The organism is Rhodococcus sp. 105337 (assembly GCF_012844225.1).
Classification (GTDB): Bacteria; Actinomycetota; Actinomycetes; order Mycobacteriales; family Mycobacteriaceae; genus Rhodococcus.
Window position 1 is genome coordinate 94,618 of sequence record NZ_JABAGQ010000003.1, and the last position, 24,565, is coordinate 119,182.

A 24,565-nucleotide genomic window follows, 5' to 3' on the forward strand; every position below is an offset into this window, starting at 1 on the left:
TGTCCGGCCCGTTCCATCTTCCGCTTCGGACCCGCCCACCTCGAATTCGTCAGGGGTGAGTTCCGCCACCGCCGCGTGGAGCGCGCCCTACGACAGGGTTCTCTCGACCCGGTACCGGACGAAGGCGGGGAACGCGAAGACACACACCGCGACGCCGACGATCACCAGGACACCGCCACCCGCTGCCGCAACCGCGGTCCCGGCCGCCGCGGCGGCGGCACCGTGCAGCACGTCGCCGATCCGGGGACCGCCGGCAACCACGACGATGAACACTCCTTGTAACCGGCCACGCATCTCGTCGGTCGCGACGGTCTGCAGCATCGTCGACCGGAACGCCGCCGACACCATGTCCACCGACCCGCCGAACGCGAGGAACGCCACCGCGAGCCACACCAGCAGCGCGCTCCCGCCCGAATCGGCGAACCACACCACGATCCCGAATCCGGCCATCGCGACGCCCCACAAGGCGATACACACGATCACCGCGAGCCCCTGTCGCCGCACTCTCGGCAGCCACCCCGAGAACACGCCGCCGACAACGGCTCCCACCGACATCGCCGCGAACAGCACGCCGAGGACGAATCCGCCCTGCACCGGATCCCCGAAGGTTTCGTGAGCGATCTGAGGAAACAATGCGCGCGGCATTCCGAAAACCATCGCGACGATGTCGACGACGAAGGAGGCCAGCAGGATCTTCTGCCCGGACAGGTAACGGAACCCGTCGAGCACCGCGCGCAGTCCCGCCCGCGTCACCTCTCCCAGCGGCGGGATCGGGGGCAGCCGGACGACCGCCCAGAGCGTCGCCAGGAGGAAGACGGCATCGAGCAGGTACAGCGTCGACAACCCCACCATCGGGATGAGCACCCCGGCAAGCAGCGGACCGGCGATCGCACCGAACTGCACCACGGTCATGTTGAGCGAGGTCGCCGCAGCGATCTGGCCCGTGGGAAGCACACGCGGGATCACGGCCGCGCGGGTGGGCTGATTCACCGCGAAGAACGCCTGCTGCACCGAGAACACGCCGAGCAGCAGCCACACGTTGCCCGAACCCGCTGCGGCCTGTGCCCACAGGAGCAGCGAGGTGACGCAGAGGCCGACCGAGGTGATGGTCAGCAAGGTGCGCCGGTCCATCGCGTCCGCGAGCGCGCCGCCCCACAGCCCGAACACGACGAGCGGCACGAGACCGAACACACCGGTGAGCCCCACATAGGCCGAGTTCCGGGTGATCTCGTAGATCTGTTGCGGCACCGCGACGATCGCCATCTGGGCGCCGACCACGGTCACGACACCGGCCCACCACAGCCGCGCGAAGTCCTTGTTCTGCAGCGGTGTGGTGTCGGCGAGGATGCGTCTCACGGCTGGAGACGCCGGACGGACCACGCTCCGTCCACGAGCCGCATACGGATCCGGTCGTGCAGACGGTCGGGTCTCCCCTGCCAGAATTCGACGGTGTCCGGACTGATCCGGAAGCCGCCCCAGAACGGCGGAACGGGAATGTCCTCGTCGGATCCGAGGCCGTACTCTCTGCCCGCCTCGACGAGTGCGTGTTCGAGGTCGGTGCGGGACGCGACCGGCCGCGACTGCTGCGACGCCCAGGCACCGAGCCGCGACCCGCGCGGCCGGGTCCGCCAGTACGCCGCGGTCTCCTCGGGCGCGACGCGATCCACTTTGCCCCGCACCGTGACCTGGCGGTGCAGCGGCAGCCACAGAAAGGTCACGGACGCGTACGGGTGCGCGGCCAGGTGGCGTCCCTTGTCCGATTCGTAGTTCGTGAAAAAGGTGATGCCCTCGGGTCCGACGGCCTTGCACAGCACCGTCCGGGTCGCGGGATCGCCGTTCTCGTCGACGGTCGCGAGCACCATCGCGTTGGGCTCGGGCACGGCGGCCTCGACGGCGGTGGCCAGCCATTGCCGGAACAGCGGCAGCCAGCCGTCGGAGGCGAGCGCGGGTCCGAGATCGGCGGACAGCGTTTCGGCCGGGTCCGACGGGTTGTAGTCGGCACGCATCGACGCGAGATCGTCTGCCGGCACGTGTCGGCGCGGTGGTTCGGGCTGCACGGACGAAGACGGTACTCCGGGACGGCCGACGCCCGAAGACACGAGGTCGAGGACTAGAGTTCACCTGACGACTCGAGTGGGGTGCCGATCACAGTCACCGGTGTCCTCATTCCACCGGCAGTGCGGCTCGGATCGGGCGGCACACGAAAGAGGAGAGCCCATTCGCATGGCACCGCGCGCGTCTGTACCCGAGGATTTCGTCGCAGGTCTCGAAGGCGTCGTCGCCTTCACCAGTGATATCGCCGAGCCCGACAAGGACGGTGGCGCACTGCGTTACCGCGGTGTCGACATCGAAGAACTCGTCGATCGGGGCGTGACCTTCGGTGACGTGTGGGCACTTCTCGTCGACGGCGAGTTCGGCCGGGGTCTGCACCCCGCCGAGCCTTTCCCGCTCCCGATCCACACCGGCAACGTGCGCGTCGATGTGCAGGCGGGCCTCGCGATGCTCGCGCCCATCTGGGGCTTCCAGCCGTTGCTCGACATCGACGACGCCACCGCCCGCGACAACCTCGCGCGCTCCGCGGTGATGGCACTGTCGTACGTCGCTCAGTCGGCGCGCGGCATCTACCAGCCGGCGGTACCCCAGGAGCAGGTCGACCAGGCGAAGACCGTGACCGAACGGTTCATGGTGCGCTGGAAGGGCGATCCCGACCCGAAGCACGTCGAGGCCATCGACGCCTACTGGGTGTCGGCTGCCGAGCACGGCATGAACGCCTCCACCTTCACCGCCCGGGTGATCGCGTCCACCGGTGCCGATGCGCCTGCCGCGCTGTCCGGCGCCGTGGGTGCGATGTCGGGTCCGTTGCACGGCGGTGCCCCGGCGCGCGTCCTGCCGATGATCGAGGAGACCGAGCGCAGCGGCGATCCGCGCGCTGTGGTCCAGGGCATCCTGGACCGCAAAGAAAAGCTCATGGGCTTCGGGCACCGTGTGTATCGCGCCGAAGATCCCCGTGCCCGCGTGCTGCGCAGCACCGCCGAGCGACTCGGCGCTCCCCGCTTCGAGGCCGCTGCGGCACTAGAGCAGGCAGCGCTGACCGAATTGCGGGAACGCCGTCCCGACCGCGCCATCGAGACCAACGTCGAGTTCTGGGCCGCCGTGATCCTCGATTTCGCCGAGGTTCCGGCCGCGATGATGCCGGCGATGTTCACGTGCGGACGGACCGCGGGCTGGTGTGCGCACATCCTCGAGCAGAAGCGTCTCGGCAGGCTGGTACGTCCCGCGGCGATCTACACCGGACCGGATCCTCGGTCCGTCGAGGCCGTCACCGGCTGGGAGTCGATCTCCCACCGCTGACGCACCCCGTCGGACGCTCACGCAAGCGGTCTAGACTACATCTGCACCATGTCACTCGACGCTTAGGACACGCATTCCGATGGCAGACGCTTCACCGATCATTCCCGCCGACCTCAAGCCCGCAGACGGCCGTTTCGGCTGTGGCCCGTCGAAGGTTCGCCCCGAGCAGCTCCAGTCGCTCGTCGACGTCGGCGCTTCGGTATTCGGCACCAGCCACCGGCAGAAGCCGGTCAAGGACGTCGTGGCCCGGGTGCGCTCCGGCCTGCGCGAGCTGTTCGCCCTGCCCGACGGGTACGAGGTCGTCCTCGGCAACGGCGGCACCACGGCATTCTGGGATGCAGCCGCGTTCGGCCTGATCCGCGAACGGTCGCAGCACTTCACCTACGGCGAGTTCTCGTCGAAGTTCGCCTCCGTCGCCAAGAAGAATCCGTTCATCGGCGATCCGATCGTGATGGGCTCCGAGCCCGGATCGGCTCCCGAGATCGTGGCCGACGCGTCCGCCGATCTGATCGGCTGGGCGCACAACGAGACGTCGACGGGTGTGGCTGTGCCCGTGCAGCGTCCGGCCGGGTCGTCGAACGCGCTCATCGCGATCGACGCGACCTCGGGTGCGGGCGGGTTGCCGGTGAACATCGCCGACAGCGACGTGTACTACTTCGCGCCGCAGAAGTGCTTCGCGGCGGACGGCGGATTGTGGATCGCGCTCATGAGCCCGGCCGCACTCGAGCGGGTTGCCGAGATCCAGGCGTCCGGCCGGTACACCCCGGACTTCCTGTCGCTGCCGATCGCAGTGGAGAACAGCAGCAAGGACCAGACGTACAACACCCCGGCGCTGGCCACCCTGCTGCTGTTCGCGAACCAGATCGAGTGGCTCAACGCCAACGGTGGCCTCGACTGGGCTGTCAGCCGTACGAAGGATTCGTCGTCGCGCCTGTACGAGTGGGCCGAGGCTTCCGAGTACGCGACGCCGTTCGTCACCGATCCGGCGCTGCGTTCGCAGGTGGTCGGAACGATCGACTTCGCCGACTCGGTCGACGCGGCGAAGGTCGCAAAGATCCTGCGCGCCAACGGCATCGTCGACACCGAGCCGTACCGGAAGCTGGGGCGCAACCAGTTGCGCGTCGGTATGTTCCCGGCGATCGATCCCGAGGACGTCACGCAGTTGACGAAATGCGTGGATTGGGTGGTTTCGCAGCTCTGAGCAACGGGTAGTCAGCGACGGTCGCGAGGGGCCGGGTCCTCAGCGGGGCTCGGCCCCTCTCCCGTACCCAACCCTCAACCTAAGATCGAGACATTTCGGTGAACCTAGGACCATAACGCGTCCTGGGGGAAATCGTGTGACGTCGCCCGGCGTGGCGCGGCGTGTCCGCGCCACGAAATGTGACGACTCGATTACAGTCGGGCGGGTCAATCGCGATCGGCGCGCGAGGAGGTCAAAGGTGCGAGAGCTTCGAGTGGTCGGTCTCGAGCCCGATGCAAAATATGTCGTGCTCGCCGATCCCAACACGGGTGACAAGTTCCGTATTCCGGTGGACGACACCCTGCGTGCGGCATCACGCGGCGATCTCGCCCGCCTGGGCCAGATCCAGATCGAAACCACGAGCCAGCTCCGTCCCCGCGAGATCCAGGCGCGGATCCGTGGCGGCGCGTCGGTCGAACAGGTCTCCCAGGAGGCCGGCATCCCGATCGCCAAGGTCGAGCGTTTCGCCTACCCGGTGCTGCTCGAACGGTCCCGGGCGGTCGACATGGCGAAGAAGGGTCACCCCGTCCGCCCCGACGGACCCACGGTCGAAACCCTCCTCGAGATCGTGACGCAGGCGTTCCGCGCCCGCGGCCACAACCTCGACGAGGCCACGTGGGATGCCTGGCGCGACGACGACGGGCACTGGGTCGCAGAACTGCAGTGGCAGGCGGGCCGGTCCACCAACACCGCGCACTGGCGCTACCAGCCGGATGCGCACGGCGGCACCATCACCGCGCTCGACGACATCGCGGCAGACCTCGTGGACCCGGATTGCGGCCGTCCGCTGCGATACCTGACCCCGGTCTACTCCGCACGCGACGTCGACGACTCGACCGAAGCGGAGATCGCCGAGCGCCGGGCAGCCGTGGCGAGCCCGATTCCGCTCGACCAGCCCGCGGTCGCCGAGCCCAGTGCGGAACCCGCCATTCTCGAAGCCCCCGGAACCGAGACGGTCGCGGTGACCGCATCCGACGAGCACGAGGATCCCGCCGCGACGCACACCCCGCACTCGCCGAACAGGGACAAGCGCGGTAAGCCCGCACTCCCGTCCTGGGACGACGTGCTGCTCGGCGTGCGCAGCAACGGACGCATCTGAGGGATCGCCGATGGCGTCGATCGTCTCGGCGCTGTGGCACGTCGACGCTCCCGATCCGGCCGCGGTCCTTCGGGACTCCCGGCCGGATCCCGAGGCGGCCCGCGCGCTGCTCGGGCGCCTCTTTCCGGACCGGCATCCCGCTGCGATCGGCCGGGTTCCGCTCTCACTCGCGGTGCACGGCGGCGATCCCGGGGGCAAGCAGGTCTTCGTCGGCAGCTACCCCGGCGTCACCGTCGTCTGCAGTAGTGAACTGTCGCTCCGCACCCCCTCGCAGCTGCCGTTGCGGTGGCGGCAGACCCTCGCGGCCGAACACACGTTTCTCACCGTGTCCGACGCACCCGGGGCATGGGGCGCCTTTGCCGCATGGGAGCGCGGCACGCTCCGACGGGCGTTCGGGGCGAGCACCGTGGAGTTCTTCGAGGACGAGGGCGTCCCGTTCGCGTGGGAACGTCCGTTCTGGGCCGGCGAGCATCCGATCCGCTGGCCGGCCGAGGTCGCTCCCCCGCCGCACTCGCTCCCCTTCCACCCTCGCCGACTCGTCGAGCACGCCAACGCCGCGTGGCTCGGCTTCCGGTATGTGGGGCGGCTCGCCGCCGAACCCGATCCCGCCGACATCGAGGTGTGCGGGTTCGAATTGCGGGACCGGGAAGAAGCCGCACCGGCGCCCCGGCGTCGCCGTCCCTCGTGGTGGCGGCGCACTGCCCGCCTGTAGCCACAGGTCAGCCTGTAGCCACCGGTCAGCCTGTAGCCCGGTCAGCGCGGAATCCGGACCCGTTCGTAGAACGCCATCGCGGCGGCCGTGGCGACATTGAGCGAGTCGGTGCCCGGGGCCATCGGGATCCGCGCGCGCACGTCGGTTGCACGCATCGCGTGTTCGGTCAGTCCGGGGCCCTCGGCGCCGAGGAGCAACGCGACTTTCTCGCCGGTCATCGCTGCGGAAAGGGGGACGGCGTGCGGATCGGGAGTGAGCGAGATCAGCTGGAAACCCTTGTTCCGCAAGATATCCAGATCGTGCGGCCACCGGTCCACAGAGGCGAACGGCACCCGCAGGACGTGCCCCATCGACACCCGCACCGCCCGCCGGTACAGCGGGTCGGCGCAGCCTTTCGCGAACAGCACCCCGTCGACTCCGAGCCCGGCCGCATTGCGGAACATCGAACCGATGTTCTCGTGATCGTTGACGCCTTCGAGCACCGCGACGGTCGTGGCCTTCTCGAGCACGTCGCCGAGTTCGAGCGGCTCGGGACGGTTCGCAACCGCGAGGACACCGCGATTGAGATGGAACCCCACCACCTCGGCCATGACGTCGGCGTCGGCCCGGAAGAACGGGACGTCGACGTCGCGCAGGTCGTCGGCAAGTTCCCCGAGGCGCCGGTCGACGCCGAGCAGGCTTGTCGGCGCGAACCGCGAATCGAGCATCCGCTGCACCACCAGAACGCCCTCGGCGATCACGAGTCCTTTGCCGCCGGGAAGGTCGGGCCGGCGATCCGAAGAGTTGAGATCGCGGAAGTCGTCCAGCCTCGGGTCGGCCGGGTCGTCGATGTCGATAACGTGAACCACATGCTCATTGTCCCAGCAGGCCGAAGCACGAACCCGCCGGGTCCGGACCGGTCGCGCAGGCGCGGGGCGGCGGTACCTCGGCCCGTCCGGGACCACGAGCGAGCCCGATCACCCTTCCGGGTGCGGGCCTGAACGGCGCGTGGCGTCAGCGGTGGTCGGAGGAACCGTCGGTAACGAGGCGGTACAGCACGTAGATCGAGAACCAGACGATCGCCACGGACGCCAGCACGAGCAAGATCTCGTAGAAGAGAACCACACCCCGATGCTACGGCCGGGCCGGGGCACCCGACCGGCCATCGGTGAATTCTGGCGGTCACCGCGTGCGACGGCGGTTCGAGCTCAGCTGCCGGCGAGCCGTTCCCAGTGCTCTGCGACGCGCTGGAGCGTCCTGATGAACTGCACCTGTTCGTCCTCCGGCAGGGGCGACAGCAACGGCCCCTTCAGTGCGGTCACCCGCGCCGTCACCTTGTCGAGCACCGTCTCACCCTCCGGCGAGAGGTACAGCAACTTTCGCCGGCCGTCGGAGGTGTCCGGGATCCGGGCGAGCAGGCCGCGCACTTCGAGGCGGCGCGAGAGGTCGGCCATCGTGGAGTTGTCGAGGGCGACCGCGACGGCCATGCTTCCCTGATCGGAGCCCGGGAACAGGCGCACCGCGGTCATCACGGAGAACTGCGGTCCGGTCAGAACAGGATCGACGTACTTGCCCCAGTACGCCGTGTACGCCTGGTAGAGCCGGCGCGCGAGGTATCCCGGCATGCCGAGCAGGTCGGGTGGAGTCGGTAAGACCTCGTCGCTCTCGCGTGTCACCTGTTCAGCCCCCCGTCGCGGATCAGTTCTCGTCGTTCACCAGTGCCGAGAGGATATCTATGGCGCTGCGGAGCGTCGTAAGGCTGGCCGGATCGAGCTTCTCGAGACGCTCCGTCAGCCATGCTTCACGGGCCTGCGCCTCGTCGGCGAGCATCTCTTTCCCGGAATCGGACAGCGTCACGATGATCTGGCGGCCGTCGGTCGGGTGCGGCGTGCGCCCGACGAAGCCCAGGTCGTGCAGTGACGCGATGACCCGTGTCATCGACGGCGGCTGAACGCGCTCACGGGCTGCCAGCGCCCCCGGTGTCATTGCCCCCTCCGAACCCAGCGTCGCCAGAGCCGACAGCTGAGTCAAGGTGACCCGGGAATCTGTGCGTCTCCCCCGTAAATGACGCGTCAGACGCACAACGGCGATCGCGAGGTCGCCTGCTAGTGCGCGTGTATCCGAGATCATGGCGAGCACAATACGTCACCTGGGCCCGGACGCGGCCCGACGCGACTAGGTGAGAATTTCGGTGAGCGGATCGATCGCGAAATACACCGCGAAGAGCGCCGCGACGATCCAGAGAATCGGGTGGATCGTGCGGATCCGCCCTCCGGCCGCATGCAGGACCACCCAGGTGATGAATCCGACGCCGATGCCGTTGGCGATCGAGTAGGTGAACGGCATCACCATGATCGTCAGGAAGGCGGGCAGCGCCACGGCGAAATCGGAGAAGTCGATGTCGCGGACCTGACCGATCATGAGCGCACCCACGACGACCAGTGCGGGCGCGGCCGCCTCGATCGGAACCACTTCGTAGAGCGGGGTGAGGAACATGGCCAGCAGGAACAGCACGCCGGTCACGACGTTCGCCAGACCGGTGCGCGCACCCTCGGCGATACCCGAGGCCGACTCGACGAACACCGTGTTCGACGACGCCGACGCGCCACCACCGACGATCGCGCCGGCACCCTCGACGACCAGGGCCTTCCCGACGTTGGGCAGGTTGCCGTCCTTGTCGGTGAGTCCGGCTTCCTTGCCGAGACCGGTCATGGTGCCCATGGCATCGAAGAAGTTCGCGAGGACCAGGGTGAACACCAGCAGCGTCGCGGCGATCACGCCGATGCGGGTGAACGCTCCGAGCAGGTCGAACTGGCCGACCAGGCTCAGATCCGGAATGCCCAGGAACGACCCGGGAGCCTCCGGCGTGCTCAGGTTCCAGCCCTTGGGGTTCGTTCCGAGCGACGGGCCGACGTCGGCAACCGCTTCGACGATCATCGCGATGATCGTGGTGACGACGATGCCGATCAGCAGACCGCCGCGGACCTTCCTCGCCACCAGCACGCCCATGATCAGCACGCCCATGACGAACACAAAGGTGGGCCACGAGGCAATGGACCCGTCGATGCCCAGTCCGACCGGCACAGTCGTCCCGGCGGCATCGGGGATGCGGCGGACGAAACCTGCGTCTACCAGGCCGATCATCGCGATGAACGCGCCGATACCGGCGGCGATCGCAGCCTTGAGAGCCGGCGGGATCGCGTTGAACACGGCGGTACGGAAGCCGGTGAGGGCCAGCACCACGATGATGATGCCGTCGATGACGACCAGGCCCATCGCTTCGGGCCACGTCACCTGCGGCGCGATGCTCACGGCGAGCAGGCTGTTGATGCCCAGTCCGGCTGCGATCGCGAACGGATAGTTCGCGACGACACCGAAGACGATGCTCATCAGACCCGCGACCAGTGCGGTGACCGCCGCGACCTGATTGATCGGGAGGATGTTGCCGAGAACGTCGATCTTGGCGGTCGCGTCGTCGGCGGAGAAACTGCCGAGAATCAGCGGGTTGAGGACAACGATGTAGGACATCGCGAAGAAGGTGACGATGCCGCCACGCACCTCGCGGGACAGCGTCGAGCCGCGTTCGGAGATCTTGAAGTACGTATCCAGAAAGGATGATCGCTTGGGTTCGGTGCCCACTGCCATGTCCATGAATTCCGCTCGTCGAGTACGGTGCGTCGCAACGGGAGAAGATTATTGCAGCCGAAACGAACTAATCTGCAAATCGTGAATCCAGCCCACACCGCCGCAGCGCGGACCCGGCGTCTCGCCGATCCGCGCCCCGTCCTCGCAATCGGAACCGCATTGTGGGTGGTCGCGACCGTCGTCGTCCTGCTCGGCGGGGACCGCTGGAGCGACATCCTGCCGGTCTGTATCGCGGGAATTCTGGTGGGGCTGTTGGGTTCTGCTCTGTTTCTCGCTCAGCGGCGCGCGGCACGACGGGGGCATCGGGGCGCGCAGGTCGGCTTGGACTGAGCCTCGTCGCGAGCCGCCGGTACGCCGGAACGGACCCGGCGGCGCTCATCGGGCCGGGCGCACCCGAGTGAGAAACCACACCCAGAGCAATGCCCACGCGACCCCGCAGATCCAGCCCGCGACCACGTCGGTCGTCCAGTGCGCGGCGAGGTAGATCCGGGACAACCCCACGACCAGGGAGTAGGTGGCCAGGACGGTGAACGCGGCGATCCGCCGCCGGTCCCCGCGCGGCCAGGTCCGCACCACGACGACGGCGAGCACCGTCGCGAGGATGGCGGTCATCATCGCGTGACCCGACGGGAACGATTCGGTCTGGATCACGATCAACCGCTCCGGTTCGGGTGGGCGGGTCCGCCCGAACAGGTTTTTCAGCAGGGACATCACCGGCCACCCGGTCAGCACGGCTCCGCCGACCAGAGTTGCGTCGCCCGTCCTGCCGGCCCGCATGAGCAGCACCGCAGCGATCAAGGCGAGCACGATGGTGGCCCCGACACCGCCGGTGTGCGTGATGCCGGTCATCAGCGACGTCAGCCACGGCTCGCGGACGGCGACCGCCCACTCGAGCACATCGGCGTCGGGGCTCACGATCCTGTGCCGCCCGGCCCCGCGACAGCGTGCGCGTTGCTTACCGCGGCGACAGCGGGCACCAGCCCCTCGACGGTGCTGTGGGTCGTTCCCGAGGCGTCGACCCACCACGACACGTCGTGGTCGCCGGTCAAGGCACCGGAGCAGCGAACGGTGAGCCGGTCGTGCAGGACGAGCCGGCCCTTCGGGAGGGGTGCGCCCGTCATCACCGTGGCGGCGACCGCAGCGGGTTCGCGGTCCCACGTCGTGGTTCGGCCCTGCCGGGTGGGCTCGGCCGTGACCACAGCCGAGGCGACCGGCAGGTCGAGAAGATCGGCGAGTGCCGACGCGGTTCCCGCCGCACCCGTGACGAGCCGATCGGGCGGAATCACCCCGGCCCACCACGGCCGGTCCGGGATCAGCGCGTCGGCGGCGTCGACCACCGCCCCGGATACGGCCCGAACACCGTCGGGCAGTGTCACGGCGTCGGCCTCGACGGTGCCGGACGCGAACGCGCGGGCGAGAGTCGTGTGGGCGGCGACGATCACCGCAGGTGTGGGGTGACGTGCCGCGTCGGCGAGCCGGTCGAGGAGAGTCTGAGCGAGATCGAGGTCTTCGAGTCCGTCACCGGCGAGACAGCTGCGGAACGCGTCCGCATCGGGATGTGTGCACGGGTCGAGCAGGCCTTCGAAGGTGGTGTCGTCGGCCCATCGGTACCGGCCCAGCCGTTGCCCGTCGAGGATCGCTTCGTTGCGCAGCCACCACGCCGTGTACCCGGTGCGGTCGGCGAGTGCCGCGGCGGTCGCCGGGTCGGACGCCAGCAGCGCGAGTGCCTGCGCCCAGCGGTCCTCGTCGACCAGGTCGAGGTCACGCACCGCCACAAGCGTGTCCGGATCGGTGTCGACCGTCTCCCACCACAGGTCCTCGTCGGGCAGGTTGTGGTCCGGTCCGGTGGGCAACTCGGCTCGCAGGACGGTGAATCCCCACCCGACCCCGACTGCGCGGAGTGCATCGGCACCGTACTTCTCGACGACGTCCGGCGCGACGGTGCCGAACGGCGCGTCGTCGACGAGGACCTCCGCGAGCGGTGCGCCGGGCAGGAGCAACTCGTCCGCCGGCATGAGTTCGCCGTGCGCGTCGGGTAGCGGCAGGGCGCCCAGTTCGCGGGGAACGGCGCTCGCAGGCACATGCGTGACCAGTCGCAGGACGACATCTGCGAGCGTCGCGGGAGTGTCGTCGGTGGGGTCGTCGAGGTCGGCGTCCTCGACCGCCGCGACGAGCGCCGGATCGGACAGGAGATCGGCGGCGCTCACGGTGCCCGCGCCCAACCGCACGAGCAGCGGATGGGCCGCGTCGGGATGCACGAGCCGTACCCACGGCAACGCCAGGTCCCGGACCTCGGGCAAGTCGGAGGCCAGCACCGTGGTGCGGGGACCGGTCACCGTGCGCCCGTCCGACAACGGGACCGGCAGGGAGGCGAGTTCCTCCGCGACCACCCCGTCGACGACGAGCGGCATCAGCGCCTCGTACAGCGAGTTCCACCAGCGCGGCTCACGGTGGTGGCCGGAGAGCAGTTCGGCGAGTCGCGCGGGGCCGATGAGATGGACGTCCACCGCGGCAAGGGCCGGAGCACAGCGCGGCGTACACAGCGCGGGCGAGATCAGTCCGGGAACGATGTCGGCGAGCACCTCTGCCAGCTCGTCGGTGAGACCCGGAAAAGCGACCGCGCGCGACGGCAACAGGTCTGCACTGCCGTCGGCGGCGGGCAACCACGGCCGGCTTCGAAGATCGTCGAGCACCGCTTCACGCAGTCGGTGGTCGGCGTCGCTGCGCGCGAAGCCCGGCGTGGGCACGAGGTCGAGTCGCTGGTCGGCCGGCAGTGCCGCGACGAACGACGCATAACCCTCGCCCGCCGTCTCGAGGTGTCCGCCCGGCAGCATCCGGCGACGGTCCGGCTGCATCGCCACATCGGCGACGACCAGCGCCGGCAGGGACAGTTCCTCGTCGGAGCGAGTGGGTGCTCGAAGCACGTCGGCGGTGACGGGCCGAACCCGGTCGCGCACGACCGGCACGAGCCACCGCGCAGACGAGCCGCGGTACTCCCACCAGCGCAGTTCCCCGATCCGCACGTCGTGCAGCCCGGACGGGAGCGGTGCCTCCGTGCGTGTCAGTTCGTGCCCGTCGACGACCACGGTGCGTAGGGCCGGCAGTTCGAGCAGTACGTCGGCCGCCTCGTCGCGGAAGCGGTCGAGCAGACCTTGCGCGTCGATGTCCGGCCTGAGGTGCAGCACGACCTCCGTGTCGGTGCCGTCAGTGGGTGCGGTGTCGGTGGGCCACGCCAGTCGCAGGGCCGGGATCCCCGATGTGGGCACCGGAAGATCGTGTTCGGCGAGGACGTCGCGTGTGCGGGATTCCGAGAAGCGAACGGACCCGGTGCGGGAGCGCACCTCGATCTCGCCGGCGACCGAGAGGACGGCTGTGAAACCCACGCCGAACTGCCCGACGCCCTGCTTCTTGCTGGACGCGCGCAGCGCCGTCAGTGCCTGCAATCCGGCTTCGTCGAGTGGTTCTCCGACGTTCGCGACGTGGAGCGCGTCGCCGTCGCACCAGACCCGCATCTCACCGGCGATGCCGGCGCGAGTGGCGGCGTCGGCAGCGTTCTGGGCGAGTTCGGTGAGAACCCGGTCGCGGTAACCCGCGCGAACATAGTCGGCTTCGGTGGCGGCGTCCTCACGCAACCGAGTGGGCGACGACCGCCATGCCGCGACGATGCCGTCCCGGAGCGCCGCGGTACCGAACGGATCCGCGGAGTCGGGGGCCGGCACGTCAGTCGGTCTGCCCGGTCGCGTCGTTCTTCTCGGTCGCGTCGTTCACCTCGGTGGAGACGTCTTTCCCGTCCGAGGCGTCTTCCTCATCCGAGGTGGCCTTCTCGGCCGGGTCGCTCGTCTCGGTCGAGTCGCTCTCGGTGCGGGCGCGCGGAATCTCGACGATCTCCACGGCCGCATCGTCGTACGCGGAGTACTGCGGCGAGCCTGCGCCGGTGGGAAGGGTCGTGTCCGAGTGCGCACCACATCCGTACTCGGCGTGCACGACGTGCCCGTCGGCAGCGAACTCGTTTCCGCACACGCCGAACGCGGCGCGCAGCGATCCGGCGAGCGGGAGGTAGAAGCCGCACAGCCCGCACGTGGAAGGAGCCGCCTTGGCCATTTCCGAGTTCGGGCCGTAGTCGCCCTCGTACCAGCGCTGAGCATCCTCGAGACGTCCTTCGAGGCTCATCACCTGCTTGCGGCCCAGCCCGATCTCGAGGGCGGTCTCGTCGACCTCCGGATCGCCGGACTGCACATAGCCGGGCACGAGACGGGGATCATCGGGAACCGGCGCGAGCAGATCACCCGGTCCGAGGTCACCGGGCCGGATCCGCTCGTTCCACGGAACCCACGCGGGGGCGATCAGCGAATCAGGCCCGGGCAGCAACGCGAGTTCGCTCAGCGTCACATGGTCCGAACCCGGAACCGCCGCGACCACGACGGCCCATTGCCACCCGCGGTACCCGGGAAGTTCCGCCGCGAAGCGGTGCGTGGCCGCGTACTCGTTCTCGAAGGTCACGCCCAGATATGCACCGATTCCGCCCTCTCCGAGTTCGACGAGCGCGGTTCGGGCGACGTCGACGGCCCCGGCGAGCAGAGATCGCACCGCGGGGTCGACCGCAGGATCCGTACCGGGGGCAGTGGCAGAAGGCACAACACTCACGAAGCCCATTCTGCCGCACCACCCCGGCGGCGCGCCCCCGGGTAGCGGGAACCTGATGCCATGATGAGCGCGTGCGCCGCCTTTTCCTCTCCGCCACGCTCGTCCTGACGGCATGGGCGGCCGTCGCGGGATGTGCGGACAGACAGGTCGCGGAGCCGGGTGAACCGCCCGAGCAACTCCGGGTGGAAGTCGTCGCGACCCATCCGCACCACCCGGGCGCGTTCACCCAGGGACTCGAGGTGGACGGCGGCGAACTCCTGGAGGGAACCGGACTCGAGGGGCGGTCGTGGCTCTCGGCGCGTCCGCTCGACACCTCGACGGTGCCCGCGGTGATCGCGCCGGACGACCGAACCCGCGTAGATCTGGACGACGACCTCTTCGGCGAGGGCATCACGGTGGCGGGCGACACGGTCTGGCAGCTGACATGGAAGGACGGCGTGGCACTGGCCCGCGACCGGGACACCCTCGGCGAGCGTCGCCGTGTCGACATCGACGGAGAGGGCTGGGGGCTGTGCGCCCGATCCGACGACGTGGTCATGAGCGACGGATCGTCGGAACTGACCTTCCGCGATCCGGTCACCTTCGCCGAACGAGGGCAGGTCACCGTGCACCGTGACGGTCGCGCGGTCTCGCAACTGAACGAACTCGAGTGCGCCGAGGACGGCACGGTCTACGCGAACGTGTGGAAGACCGACGAGATCCTTCGCATCGACCCGGCCACCGGGCGGGTGGAGGCACAGATCGACGCTTCTGCACTGCGCGGCGAGTTGCCTGCCGAGGACGCGGGTGCTGTCGACGTACTGAACGGAATCGCGCAGATACCCGGCACGGATCGCTTTCTGGTGACCGGCAAGTACTGGCCCGCCCTGTTCGAAGTGCGTTTCGTGCCGTGATCGCCTTCGCAGCGCGCGGGCGGTGCTCGCCCGTGGTGGGCGACTCCACGGCATGCCCGCCTGCACGCAGGGCGCGTCGTGGGGAAGAATCGATCACGTGACCGAGCCGCACGAGCAAGCTAGCCCCGACAGGGCGGACGGCCGTGCCCCGGGCTCGCGGCATCCGGGCTACAGCAACTACCCGCCGCCTCGACGCGTGTCGGGACGCCGCACGCCCCTGCCTCCGCTCCATCCCCTCGACGAGACCGCGCGACCGCCAGGAACGAAAGCCGCGGGCGGCCGCGACGGCGATCGCTCGTCGTCCGAGGCGCCGCCGCGGGCTCCGCGGATACCTCGCAAGCTGACGGTGACCCGGGTTGCCGCGCTGCGCAGCCGCGAACTCACCCACAAAGGCATCGCGACCTTCCGGAGAGCAGCGACGGCGGACGGCGCCGACAAGTCGGGACTCACGGCGCTGACCTACGCGACGATGGCGAATTTCGCCTCCGACGCGGCCATCGCGGTGGCACTGGCGAACACCCTGTTCTTCTCCGCCGCGACCGGGGAGGACAAGACCAAGGTCGCGCTGTATCTCCTCATCACCATCGCGCCGTTCGCGGTCATCGCTCCCCTGATCGGGCCGCTGCTCGACCGCCTGCAGCACGGGCGGCGTCTGGCGCTCGCGACGTCGTTCGCACTGCGGACGGTGCTGGCGGTGGTCCTGGTGTTCAACTTCGACAGTTGGGCGCTGTATCCCGCGGCGCTGGCGATGATGGTGCTCAGCAAATCGTTCGCCGTGCTCAAATCCGCGGTGACGCCCCGAGTGCTGCCACCCGAGATAGACCTGGTGCGCGTCAACTCGCGACTGACCGTGTTCGGTCTGGTCGGCGGCACGATCGGCGCCGGTGCGGTCGCCGCGGCCGCCGCCTGGGCGTTCGGCTCGTCGGGTGCGCTGTGGCTGTGCGCCGCCATCGCGGCGTTCGGCGCCTACCTCAGCATGCGGATCCCCGCGTGGGTGGAGGTCACCGAAGGTGAAGTTCCCGCGACGCTGTCGTACCGCGGGTCCGAGGCACCGACCGAAGTGCTCGACACGAAAACCGAAGTCATCCACACGGGCAACGGCAAACGGAAACAACCTCTCGGCAGGACGGTTGTCACCGGTCTCTGGGGCAACGGCACGATCCGCGTTCTCACCGGGTTCCTGACGTTGTTCATCGCGTTCGTCGCGAAGGCCACGACGGACCACGATCCGATCATGCAGGCCGCGACCCTCGGCCTGGTCGGCGCCGCTGCCGCGATCGGCAACTTCGCCGGCAACGCGACGGGTGCGCGGCTGACGCTGGGACGCCCCGCGGTGATCGTGGTGCGGTGCGCCGCCGCGGTGGTGATCGTCGCCGCGATCGTCGCCGCGACCGATCATGTGCTCGCCGCCGCGCTCGCCGCGCTCGTCGCCGCATGCGCGAGCGCGCTGGCGAAGGTGTCTCTCGACGCGTCGCTCCAGCAGGACCTTCCCGAAGAGTCGATCGCGTCCGGTTTCGGCCGGTCCGAGACCGTACTTCAGCTGAGCTGGGTCTTCGGCGGCGCGATGGGCGTACTGCTCCCCACCGAGTTGTGGCTCGGCTTTTCCGTGGTGACGGTCATCTTGATCCTCGGTTTCGCACAGACTCTGCTCACCTACCGTGGGAGCACACTCCTGCCGGGACTCGGCGGGCGCAGGCCAGAACACGTCTCCACAGAGACAGGCACCGGGCGGACCGTTCGCCCCGGTGGACACGCAACCGGAAATGGGAATCGATGAACCTGCAAGCTCGGACGAAGAAGACGATCGGAGTGATCGTGGTGGCCCTCGTGGTCGTCGCGGCGGCTTTCACCGTGGTGGTGTGGAAGCTCGTCGACTCCGCCGAGCCCACGCCGCCCCAGATCACCGCCTACGCCGCCGGTACCGCGGTGACCGCGGACCCCACCCAGTACTGCAACCTCTATCTGGAGGACTGCACCGAGAACGCGATCACGACGCTGTCCGTGCCGGCGGGCTACCCGCTCCAGCTGTCGCTTCCCGCGGAGATCTCCGACGCTCCGTGGCGCCTCATCGCGGTGTACGGCGACGTCGAGACCGGCGAGACGTTCCTGGACGGCGTCATGTTCGAGTCCGGCGCGCAGCGGGCCGTGACCGTGCCCAGCGACCCGTCGATGCAGTTGCTGGGCGTGGAAGTCCAGCTCCCGTCGGCCGTCGTCGACGAGGCGGGCGAACCGATCGCGCACGCTGTCTGGGCTATTCAGACGTTCTGACCCCAGACCGTCGGATCGGCGCCGGCGCGCAGTAGTCCGAAAAAGCGAATGGCGCATCGGGTCCGTTTCCGGATCCGATGCGCCACAGGCGTAAGGCCGACGAACAGCCGCGTCGGAAATCAGTGATCGAGTTCCCGGGCAATCGCGCGCATGACCTCGGAGATCGTCTGCCCCGCCTTGCGGTCCGGGTAGCGTCCCCGCTGCAGGTTGGGTTGAACCGTCGCCTCGAGCAGCTTGATCATGTCCTCGACCATGCCGTGCAATTCGTCGGGCGAACGCCGCTTCTGCTGGGGTGCTGCCTCGCGCCGGCCGGCGGTCTGGCGGAGCGTCGGCTGCTCGAGCAACTCGACCTTGAGCGCCTGCGGACCCCGTCGGCCCACTGCCATGCCGAACTCGACACGCTGCCCGGGCTTGAGGGCCTCGACGCCGTCCGGCAGCGCGGAGGCGCGGACGTAGACGTCCTCACCGTCGTCCTGGGACAGGAACCCGAATCCCTTTTCGACGTCGTACCACTTCACCTTGCCGGTTGGCACCGCGCTCACCCGCTCCTCGACAGCCGCGCCCCGTGGGCACGCGTGGATTGCACAACAACTGGACATGCACAACGCGCCCCGACTCGGTTGGAGCGGGACGCGTAGACGATTCCCAGTGTACCCCGAGCCATTTGCCCGGTTCCGTCCGCAGAGGACTACCGTGGACGCGTGGGCACTTCTTCCTCCGCTTCCCCCAAACCTCCCCGCAACGGCCTCCTGAAGGCCGCGGTGGCGTGCTTCGCCGTCGGCATCGTCGCGGTCGTCGCCATCTTCTTGATCCCCGCGCTCACCGATGGGACACCGGGTCTGGTGCTCTATCTCCTCACCCTGGCGTGGCCGCTCGGTTTCGCTCTCGCTATCGGGTTCGCCCTGCAGTCGGGCCGTCGCGCCCGGAACGGACGGAATACATGAGGGTCCTGCTGAACATCATCTGGTTGATCTTCGGCGGCCTGTGGCTCGCCCTCGGCTATTTCCTCGCCGGTGTGATCTGCTGCATCCTCATCATCACGATCCCGTTCGGCATCGCGTCGTTCCGGATCGGCGTCTACGCGCTGTGGCCGTTCGGCAAGACGACCGTGGACAGGCCGGGCGCGGGCGCGGCGTCGCTCATCGGAAATGTCATCTGGATCCTGGTCGCGGGCATCTGGCTGGCCCTCGCCCACATCACCACCGCGATCGCCATGGCGATCACGATCATCGGCATCCCCCTGGCCATCGCCAATCTCAAGATGGTCCCGATCTCTCTGATGCCGCTCGGCAAGGAAATCGTTTCGGTGGATTCACGCCCGCAATACCTGTGACCTTAGTCACATCACGGTGCAGTAACAAACGAGACTCGAAACAGGTTTGAGTCGCAACGCCCGCGACTACCTGCGCCTTCTCCGACGCGTGCGCCCATCTCCCCCAGGCCCGGCCGGACTAGTCGTGCGTTATCAAATGGTGACACTCCCCCGCCCAACCGTTACGGTCATGACCGGTCGAACCGCCTGGCTCGGCCGGTCCGAATCCGCCGCGCCAAATTCCTGTCCCGCGGACTCGGAGGTCCCGACGAACGATCCACGGGGACAGGAAACGGGGGACCCAACCGGTCTCCCAGGAAATCGCCCGGTTCGCCGGACAGTTTCCAGGAGGCCCGGGCCGATGCGCGAGCAACGACCCTAGGGGTGAAGCCGTACCGCTCCACGGAGCGTGCGAACCGTCACAGACGGGACGCGACGGCCGGGCTACCTCTTCAGCCCGAACCCGACAGCTGACCTCGTAGGTGCGTACGGAGAGGAAATTCGGAACATGAGCGGACGCCATCGCAAGCCCTCCAACACCGGTCGTACCGTCGCGAAGTTCGCGCTGACCGGCGCCGTTCTCGGCGTCACCGGCGTCGCCTTCGGCGGCACGGCTGCGGCAGCCCCCGACTCCGACTGGGATCGCCTCGCACAGTGCGAGTCCGGCGGCAACTGGGCTATCAACACCGGTAACGGCTACCACGGTGGCCTGCAGTTCTCCCCCAGCACCTGGAACGCCTACGGCGGTGGCGACTACGCCCCGACCGCAGCAGAGGCCAGCCGCGAGCAGCAGATCGCTGTCGCCGAGCGCGTGCTCGCCGGCCAGGGATGGGGCGCATGGCCGTCGTGCTCCTCGAGCCTGGGCCTGTCCAGCGCTCCGACGGAACGCGCCGTCGACGCCACTCCGAGCGCACCGTCGGCACCGAGTGTCAGCAACCCCGTGCCGCAGCTGCCCGAGGCTCCCGCACTGCCGCCCGAGGCTCAGAACATCATCGCCGGCTTCGAGCAGGGCGTCGAGGCTCTCCAGGACGCCGGCATCCAGCTCGATCCGAGCGTCCTCGACGCCGTTCGCGCCGTTCTCCCCCAGTAAGTCCCCACAGACACGAAAGAGCCCCGCACCGATCCGGTGCGGGGCTCTTTCACGTGCCGTGCAGGGTGAGCCATGCGGCACACCCTCGCTACGCCCGGCCTCTCGCGAGGCCGGGCCGGACGAAGAATCAGCGGTTGATGACCGTGCGGGGATGCGTGTAGGGCAGGTCCTCGACCGGCAGCGGAAAGACCATGTCCTCGCCGTACGGCGAAAGCGGGCCGGAACGCGTGGAGGACAACTCGGTGACCGCATGGTCTCCGTCGGCCAGCTCCGGCCATCCGTGGTCGACATACTGTTTCTTCGAAGAGGTAGCCATGCCGCTCATTTTGGCAGGTGAGTTCGTGGTGGGCCACCTCAGGTCTCTAATCTGAAACGGATGACCTCGACCACGCCTGCGCCCGACACCGCACCGGACTCCCTCGCCCGGTGGCTGTCCGGTCGGCGCGACACCGAACTGGCTGCTGCACTGCACGCGCGGCCCGACTTGGTCGTGCCCCCACCTGCGACGATGACTGTTCTGGCGAGTCGCGCGCAGCAGCGGGCTTCGGTCTTTCGCGCCGCCGACGAACTGACCACCGCCGACTTCGGGATCATTGCCACTCTGGCGGGCCTCGGTGCCGTGGACGCCGCCGTGCCCCGAAGCACGCTCCTCGACGCGCTCGGCGGTCGTCTCGGCGCCAAGGCGACCGACCGCATACTCGACAAGCTCCGAGGGTTGCTGCTCGTGTGGGGTCCCGCCGACGCGCTGCGGCTCGTCGCCGCATCTGTGGACGCCGTTCCGTGGCGGATCGGCCGGGCCGGTGACGCCGACCTGCCGTCCCGGGAGGAACTCGAGGAGATGCTCGCCGAGCTCGAACCCGCGCAGCGCAGCATTCTCGACACCCTCGCCCGGACCTCGCCGGTGGGACGCACCCGCGACGCCGCACCGGGCACTCCCGAGGACCGGCCCGTCCAGAGACTTCTCGCCGCCGGATTGCTCGTCCGAATCGACGACGAGACCGTGGAACTGCCGCATCGGGTGGGCCAGGCGATCCGCGGCGATGCGCCGTTCGATCCCGGCTCGCTGACCGCACCCCGCGCCTCCAAAGCCGTCCGCACACTCGCCGATGTCAATGCGACCGCTGCCGGCGCCGCGCTCGAACTCCTCCGGCACTGCGAGAATCTTCTGTCGACGCTCGGCGAGCAACCCGCCCCCGTTCTGAAGGCCGGAGGGCTGGGAGTACGCGAACTCCACCGTCTTGCGAAGGCCGTGGGTATCGAGGACCAGCACGCGGCGCTGCTCGTCGAGGTGCTCGCTGCTGCCGGTCTCCTCGCCCGCGGTATTCCCGACCCTCCTCCGCCGGGAGATATCGACGACTACTGGGCCCCCACCACGTCGGCCGACGGCTGGCTCGCGGCTCCCCCGGCTCACCGCTGGGCCGTTCTGGCGGGCGCGTGGCTGGACATGTCCCGCCGACCGTGGCTCGCGGGCCGACGCGACCAGAGCGACAAGCCGATCGCGGCGCTGTCCGACGAAGTGAAATCCACGACCGCCGTCCGCGACAGGCGGCTACTGCTGGAAGTTCTCGCCGACGTCCCCGGCTCCGCGCCCACCGTCGCAGAGATCCGCGCCGTCGCGGCGTGGCGCAGGCCGCGCTGGGCGGGCCGATTCGACCTCGACACCGTCACCGAAACCATCCGGGAAGCCACCGCACTCGCCCTCGTCGCACACGACAGCCTCTCCTCCGCCGGGAAGGCCCTCTTGCACGGCGGAGACGCCGAGTCGGAGATCGCCGCGGCCTTGCCGGAGGCTGTCGACTACGTACTCGTCCAGGCCGACCTGACGATCGTTGCTCCCGGTCGTCTCGTGCCCGAACTCGCCGACCGGATCGCGCTGGTCGCCGATATCGAGTCGGCCGGTGCCGCGACCGTGTACCGGATCAGCGATGCCAGTGTGCGGCGGGCGCTCGACGCCGGGGTGGGCGCGGGTGACCTGCACGCACTGTTCGCCGCCCACTCCCGCACCCCGGTGCCGCAGGCGCTCACCTACCTGATCGACGACGTCGCCCGACGGCACGGACGGTTGCGCGCGGGAGTGGCGAGTTCGTTCGTCCGCGCCGACGATCCCGCCCTGCTGGCGGAGGTGCTCTCCGCGCCCGTTGCGGCCACCCTCGCCCTGCGCGCCGTCGCTCCGACCGTGGCGATCTCACAGGCGCCGCTCGCCGAGGTACTCGCCGAGTTGCGTGCCGCGGGTTTCTCACCCGCGGGCGAGGACTCGTCGGGCACGGTCGTCGATCTGCGTCCGCGCGGAGCGCGGGTCACGGTGCCCCGGACCCGCGCGCGCTACGCGGGGCCCATGCCTCCGAACGAGGAACAACTCGCGACCCTCGTCCGTACCCTGCGTGCCGGAGACCGTACGGAGTCGGCGTCGTCGGGTGCCTCCGCTCGCGGGGACGGCAGCCGAACGGGAGGCGCAGCGACCCTCGCGCTGCTGCAACTCGCGTTGCACGCACACCGCAGCATCACACTCGGCTACGTCGACGCGCAGGGCGTGGCGACCCGCCGCATCGTCGATCCCGTTGCTGTCGGTGGCGGGCAACTCGAGGCCTTCGATCCCGCCTCGGGGACCGTCCGCAGTTTCGTGCTGCACCGCGTGACATCGGTTGCGCTCGTCGACTGACGACCGCCGCTTCCCCGCGGGCACATTGATCCCTTCGACCGGCTAGCCGTCCACCGGCGCGACCCGGATCAGGTTTCCGTCCGGGTCCGCGATCACGAAGGTGCGGCCGAAGACGTCGTCGTGAGGTTTCTCGACGACCTCGGCGCCGGTGGCACTCCACCGCGAGAAGATCTCGTCCACCTCGGAGGCGGGTCCCGGGACGGTGAGGTGGTACCTCGTCGCCGACGACGAGCAACGACCACGACTGTTCAGTCTGGAGCGGCTCGACAGCTACGAGACCCTTTCCGAACCGGCGAGACTCCGCTCGGGCCACGACCTCCGCTCGGTGTGGGCCGGGCTGGTGCGGCGCACCGAGACACCGGGCCGGGTCGCCGTGCGGGCGCGGCTACGGGAAGATCGGCTCGACCTCGCCGGACGCATTCTGGGTTCGCGGCTCGAAGACGTCGAACCCCCCGAGGACGGATGGTGTGCCGTGAGGATCGTCTACCCGGACATCGAGTCGGTGCGACAGCTTCTGCAGTTCGGAGATCACATCGAGGTTCTCACGCCTGCGGACGCGCGGCGGCGGATAGCCGAGCTCGCATCGGATCTAGTGCGGCGGCACACCCCCACGACGTGACCCCCGGCAGGCTCGGGCCGGCGCCTGGTCACCGCTCGCGGACGAGGGCGAACGGCGAAGCCGCGAGGCGGGACCACGGTCCGCCCACGAAGGTCAGTCCGAGCAGCGTGCCGTCGTCGAGGGCGCGGAACTCGTCGCGCACCCAGCGCCAGGGCACCGGCGCGGACCCCTGGGGTCCGGTTCCGTAGGAGACGACCAAGGCCGCGCTGCCGTCGAGCCACGACGCGTCGGTCGAGATCGTGGCGGGCAGGCTGTCGCGCAGGGCGCCGTCGCCGTCGCGAAGCACATTGACGGCGCCGCCCTCACCGTCGAACCGCTTACCGTGCCAGCCGCGCATGCCCCCGAGGGCGATGGCGCGCGGCGCGACCGCGCGGAGGAGTGCCGGTCCCACGAAGACGGCGCGGTATGTCCCCTGCACATCGGCCGGGGCGGGAGCCCGCAACTCGGAGAACCGCGTCCGTAGCCGCCCCAGGGACTGCGGCAGCGCGTCGATCGCATGTGCCTGTTCACCGTGCACGACATCCTCCTTCGCCCGGCCGCGCGGGTGCGGCACGGTGTTCGCCGTCACAACCTACCGTCGTCGCCTTTTCGTGCGGTATCGCGGTGCGGACCGACCCTTTCCTGCGCGACTGGCTTTTTTCTGTAAATGGGTTATGGTCTGGACTTGTCGAGTGTTCGACCATTCCCGAAAGGAACGACAATGGCCGACAAGGGCAAAACTCTCAAGAAACCGTCGCAGTCCCTCAAGGAACGGCGCGCGGAAAAGCGCCAGAAACAGACCGACGACACCGAATTCATCAAGAAGCGCAAGCGGCACTGACGGCTTTCCGGCGCACGACCACCTCGGGACACAGAGTGACCACATCCTCAGCCACCCTGCTGGACGACCTGTACGAGCAGTTCACAGACATTTCGGAGCGCGCGGGGGACGACGGTTCGCCGTCGCCCTTCGCGCACGGCTTCCGGTCCGCACTCGCGCGGGCACGCCTTTTCGTGCTCGACGCGCAGGCCGGTGAATTCTCCCGGATGGTGTGACCCTCGGGTTTTTTCAGCA

The 24,565-nt window shown here is 69.0% G+C and carries 27 protein-coding genes and 1 riboswitch; of the genes, 14 read left to right on the plus strand and 13 right to left on the minus strand.

The annotated features are described in order from the left end of the window. Nucleotides 1-87: 87 nt before the first annotated feature. Together HF886_RS06835 and pdxH are read right to left on the minus strand one after the other, a co-directional pair. Nucleotides 88-1,356, minus strand: coding sequence for an MFS transporter (locus tag HF886_RS06835; protein ID WP_169651897.1), 1,269 nt, complete (start codon nt 1,354-1,356; stop codon nt 88-90). Next, nucleotides 1,353-2,006 (minus strand): pyridoxamine 5'-phosphate oxidase, encoded by a 654-nt coding sequence (gene pdxH / locus HF886_RS06840; protein WP_169652035.1) that lies wholly within the window; start codon nt 2,004-2,006, stop codon nt 1,353-1,355. The genes HF886_RS06835 and pdxH overlap by 4 nt, the downstream gene beginning before the upstream one ends. A gap of 217 nt (nt 2,007-2,223) precedes the next feature. Here pdxH and HF886_RS06845 point away from each other — a divergent pair, with 217 nt between their 5' ends. The 4 genes from HF886_RS06845 to HF886_RS06860 all read left to right on the plus strand — a co-directional run bounded on the left by HF886_RS06845 (nt 2,224) and on the right by HF886_RS06860 (nt 6,402). Further along, entirely contained in the window at nt 2,224-3,351 is a 1,128-nt protein-coding gene (locus tag HF886_RS06845) for a citrate synthase 2 (RefSeq protein WP_169651898.1), read from the plus strand. A gap of 79 nt (nt 3,352-3,430) precedes the next feature. Then, a complete protein-coding gene (gene serC, locus HF886_RS06850; protein WP_169651899.1) occupies nt 3,431-4,552 on the plus strand; it encodes a phosphoserine transaminase in 1,122 nt (373 codons plus the stop codon). A gap of 238 nt (nt 4,553-4,790) precedes the next feature. Continuing rightward, nucleotides 4,791-5,690 (plus strand): septation protein SepH, encoded by a 900-nt coding sequence (gene sepH / locus HF886_RS06855; protein ID WP_346765309.1) that lies wholly within the window; start codon nt 4,791-4,793, stop codon nt 5,688-5,690. 10 nt (nt 5,691-5,700) lie between these two features. Continuing rightward, nucleotides 5,701-6,402, plus strand: a complete 702-nt coding sequence (locus tag HF886_RS06860; RefSeq protein ID WP_169651900.1) for a hypothetical protein — start codon at nt 5,701-5,703, stop codon at nt 6,400-6,402. 41 nt (nt 6,403-6,443) lie between these two features. On the opposite strand, the gene HF886_RS06865 is transcribed toward HF886_RS06860, so the two are convergent. From HF886_RS06865 to HF886_RS06880, 4 genes are all read right to left on the minus strand, one after another. After that, nucleotides 6,444-7,250: an RNA methyltransferase gene (locus HF886_RS06865; protein ID WP_169621179.1), complete on the minus strand. Its 807-nt coding sequence runs from the start codon at nt 7,248-7,250 to the stop codon at nt 6,444-6,446. A 339-nt stretch (nt 7,251-7,589) separates the two neighbouring features. Continuing rightward, complete coding sequence (locus tag HF886_RS06870; protein ID WP_206036957.1) at nt 7,590-8,057, minus strand: MarR family winged helix-turn-helix transcriptional regulator; 468 nt, start codon at nt 8,055-8,057, stop codon at nt 7,590-7,592. Between the two features lie 22 nt (nt 8,058-8,079). Beyond that, entirely contained in the window at nt 8,080-8,511 is a 432-nt protein-coding gene (locus tag HF886_RS06875; RefSeq protein WP_169621180.1) for a MarR family transcriptional regulator, read from the minus strand. 45 nt (nt 8,512-8,556) lie between these two features. After that, on the minus strand, nt 8,557-10,026 hold the full coding sequence (locus HF886_RS06880; protein WP_169621405.1) for an NCS2 family permease: 1,470 nt from the start codon (nt 10,024-10,026) through the stop codon (nt 8,557-8,559). Nucleotides 10,027-10,107: 81 nt separating this feature from the next. Between HF886_RS06880 and HF886_RS06885 the strand changes: the two genes are divergently transcribed. Next, the gene (locus HF886_RS06885; RefSeq protein ID WP_169621181.1) at nt 10,108-10,356 is read left to right on the plus strand and encodes a DUF2530 domain-containing protein; all 249 of its coding nucleotides are present in this window, start codon (nt 10,108-10,110) and stop codon (nt 10,354-10,356) included. A 45-nt stretch (nt 10,357-10,401) separates the two neighbouring features. Here the strand turns inward: HF886_RS06885 and HF886_RS06890 are convergent, their stop codons facing one another. The 3 genes from HF886_RS06890 to HF886_RS06900 are packed head-to-tail and all read right to left on the minus strand — an operon-like array spanning nt 10,402 to nt 14,679. Further along, the gene (locus HF886_RS06890; RefSeq protein WP_169621182.1) at nt 10,402-10,941 is read right to left on the minus strand and encodes a phosphatase PAP2 family protein; all 540 of its coding nucleotides are present in this window, start codon (nt 10,939-10,941) and stop codon (nt 10,402-10,404) included. Next, nucleotides 10,938-13,745, minus strand: coding sequence for a sensor histidine kinase (locus tag HF886_RS06895; protein ID WP_169651901.1), 2,808 nt, complete (start codon nt 13,743-13,745; stop codon nt 10,938-10,940). Before HF886_RS06895 ends, HF886_RS06890 begins: the two co-directional genes overlap by 4 nt. 1 nt (nt 13,746) lies before the next feature. Then, nucleotides 13,747-14,679: a DUF3027 domain-containing protein gene (locus HF886_RS06900; RefSeq protein ID WP_169651902.1), complete on the minus strand. Its 933-nt coding sequence runs from the start codon at nt 14,677-14,679 to the stop codon at nt 13,747-13,749. Between the two features lie 62 nt (nt 14,680-14,741). On the opposite strand from HF886_RS06900, the gene HF886_RS06905 reads away from it, so the two are divergent. From HF886_RS06905 to HF886_RS06915, 3 genes are all read left to right on the plus strand, one after another. Continuing rightward, nucleotides 14,742-15,563, plus strand: coding sequence for a glutaminyl-peptide cyclotransferase (locus HF886_RS06905; protein ID WP_169651903.1), 822 nt, complete (start codon nt 14,742-14,744; stop codon nt 15,561-15,563). A gap of 97 nt (nt 15,564-15,660) precedes the next feature. Continuing rightward, nucleotides 15,661-17,340 carry an MFS transporter gene (locus HF886_RS06910; protein ID WP_296551072.1) on the plus strand — a complete coding sequence of 560 codons (1,680 nt, stop codon included), beginning with the start codon at nt 15,661-15,663 and terminating at the stop codon, nt 17,338-17,340. Further along, nucleotides 17,337-17,831 carry a DUF2771 domain-containing protein gene (locus tag HF886_RS06915; RefSeq protein ID WP_240952269.1) on the plus strand — a complete coding sequence of 165 codons (495 nt, stop codon included), beginning with the start codon at nt 17,337-17,339 and terminating at the stop codon, nt 17,829-17,831. The genes HF886_RS06910 and HF886_RS06915 overlap by 4 nt, the downstream gene beginning before the upstream one ends. A gap of 119 nt (nt 17,832-17,950) precedes the next feature. Here the strand turns inward: HF886_RS06915 and HF886_RS06920 are convergent, their stop codons facing one another. Further along, nucleotides 17,951-18,364, minus strand: coding sequence for a cold-shock protein (locus tag HF886_RS06920; RefSeq protein WP_296551088.1), 414 nt, complete (start codon nt 18,362-18,364; stop codon nt 17,951-17,953). 168 nt (nt 18,365-18,532) lie between these two features. Between HF886_RS06920 and HF886_RS06925 the strand changes: the two genes are divergently transcribed. The 3 genes from HF886_RS06925 to HF886_RS06935 all read left to right on the plus strand — a co-directional run bounded on the left by HF886_RS06925 (nt 18,533) and on the right by HF886_RS06935 (nt 20,233). Then, a complete protein-coding gene (locus tag HF886_RS06925; protein WP_169621188.1) occupies nt 18,533-18,775 on the plus strand; it encodes a hypothetical protein in 243 nt (80 codons plus the stop codon). Continuing rightward, nucleotides 18,772-19,164 (plus strand): YccF domain-containing protein, encoded by a 393-nt coding sequence (locus HF886_RS06930; protein WP_169621189.1) that lies wholly within the window; start codon nt 18,772-18,774, stop codon nt 19,162-19,164. The genes HF886_RS06925 and HF886_RS06930 overlap by 4 nt, the downstream gene beginning before the upstream one ends. A gap of 235 nt (nt 19,165-19,399) precedes the next feature. Further along, nucleotides 19,400-19,644, plus strand: a riboswitch (cyclic di-AMP (ydaO/yuaA leader). 7 nt (nt 19,645-19,651) lie between these two features. Then, complete coding sequence (locus HF886_RS06935; RefSeq protein ID WP_169621190.1) at nt 19,652-20,233, plus strand: transglycosylase family protein; 582 nt, start codon at nt 19,652-19,654, stop codon at nt 20,231-20,233. A gap of 127 nt (nt 20,234-20,360) precedes the next feature. Here the strand turns inward: HF886_RS06935 and HF886_RS06940 are convergent, their stop codons facing one another. Continuing rightward, nucleotides 20,361-20,549 carry a hypothetical protein gene (locus HF886_RS06940; protein WP_169621191.1) on the minus strand — a complete coding sequence of 63 codons (189 nt, stop codon included), beginning with the start codon at nt 20,547-20,549 and terminating at the stop codon, nt 20,361-20,363. 60 nt (nt 20,550-20,609) lie between these two features. Here HF886_RS06940 and HF886_RS06945 point away from each other — a divergent pair, with 60 nt between their 5' ends. Beyond that, nucleotides 20,610-22,892: a helicase-associated domain-containing protein gene (locus HF886_RS06945; RefSeq protein ID WP_169651904.1), complete on the plus strand. Its 2,283-nt coding sequence runs from the start codon at nt 20,610-20,612 to the stop codon at nt 22,890-22,892. 42 nt (nt 22,893-22,934) lie between these two features. Here HF886_RS06945 and HF886_RS06950 read toward each other — a convergent pair whose 3' ends face one another. After that, the gene (locus HF886_RS06950) at nt 22,935-23,072 is read right to left on the minus strand and encodes a VOC family protein (protein ID WP_346765110.1); all 138 of its coding nucleotides are present in this window, start codon (nt 23,070-23,072) and stop codon (nt 22,935-22,937) included. Between the two features lie 22 nt (nt 23,073-23,094). On the opposite strand from HF886_RS06950, the gene HF886_RS06955 reads away from it, so the two are divergent. Next, a complete protein-coding gene (locus tag HF886_RS06955) occupies nt 23,095-23,511 on the plus strand; it encodes a WYL domain-containing protein (protein ID WP_206036958.1) in 417 nt (138 codons plus the stop codon). 28 nt (nt 23,512-23,539) lie between these two features. Here the strand turns inward: HF886_RS06955 and HF886_RS06960 are convergent, their stop codons facing one another. Continuing rightward, a complete protein-coding gene (locus tag HF886_RS06960) occupies nt 23,540-24,079 on the minus strand; it encodes a hypothetical protein (RefSeq protein ID WP_346765310.1) in 540 nt (179 codons plus the stop codon). A 287-nt stretch (nt 24,080-24,366) separates the two neighbouring features. Here HF886_RS06960 and HF886_RS06965 point away from each other — a divergent pair, with 287 nt between their 5' ends. Further along, nucleotides 24,367-24,546, plus strand: a complete 180-nt coding sequence (locus HF886_RS06965) for a hypothetical protein (RefSeq protein WP_169621090.1) — start codon at nt 24,367-24,369, stop codon at nt 24,544-24,546. Nucleotides 24,547-24,565: the final 19 nt, after the last annotated feature.

Coding starts and splice junctions, on each gene's coding strand:
- HF886_RS06900 (WP_169651902.1), bottom strand. CDS start 14,679: ATGGGCTTCGTGAGTGTTGTGCCTTCTGCCACTGCCCCCGGTACGGAT.
- HF886_RS06875 (WP_169621180.1), bottom strand. CDS start 8,511: ATGATCTCGGATACACGCGCACTAGCAGGCGACCTCGCGATCGCCGTT.
- HF886_RS06915 (WP_240952269.1), top strand. CDS start 17,337: ATGAACCTGCAAGCTCGGACGAAGAAGACGATCGGAGTGATCGTGGTG.
- HF886_RS06935 (WP_169621190.1), top strand. CDS start 19,652: ATGAGCGGACGCCATCGCAAGCCCTCCAACACCGGTCGTACCGTCGCG.
- HF886_RS06945 (WP_169651904.1), top strand. CDS start 20,610: ATGACCTCGACCACGCCTGCGCCCGACACCGCACCGGACTCCCTCGCC.
- HF886_RS06860 (WP_169651900.1), top strand. CDS start 5,701: ATGGCGTCGATCGTCTCGGCGCTGTGGCACGTCGACGCTCCCGATCCG.
- HF886_RS06880 (WP_169621405.1), bottom strand. CDS start 10,026: ATGGCAGTGGGCACCGAACCCAAGCGATCATCCTTTCTGGATACGTAC.
- pdxH (WP_169652035.1), bottom strand. CDS start 2,006: ATGCGTGCCGACTACAACCCGTCGGACCCGGCCGAAACGCTGTCCGCC.
- HF886_RS06940 (WP_169621191.1), bottom strand. CDS start 20,549: ATGGCTACCTCTTCGAAGAAACAGTATGTCGACCACGGATGGCCGGAG.
- HF886_RS06845 (WP_169651898.1), top strand. CDS start 2,224: ATGGCACCGCGCGCGTCTGTACCCGAGGATTTCGTCGCAGGTCTCGAA.
- HF886_RS06930 (WP_169621189.1), top strand. CDS start 18,772: ATGAGGGTCCTGCTGAACATCATCTGGTTGATCTTCGGCGGCCTGTGG.
- serC (WP_169651899.1), top strand. CDS start 3,431: ATGGCAGACGCTTCACCGATCATTCCCGCCGACCTCAAGCCCGCAGAC.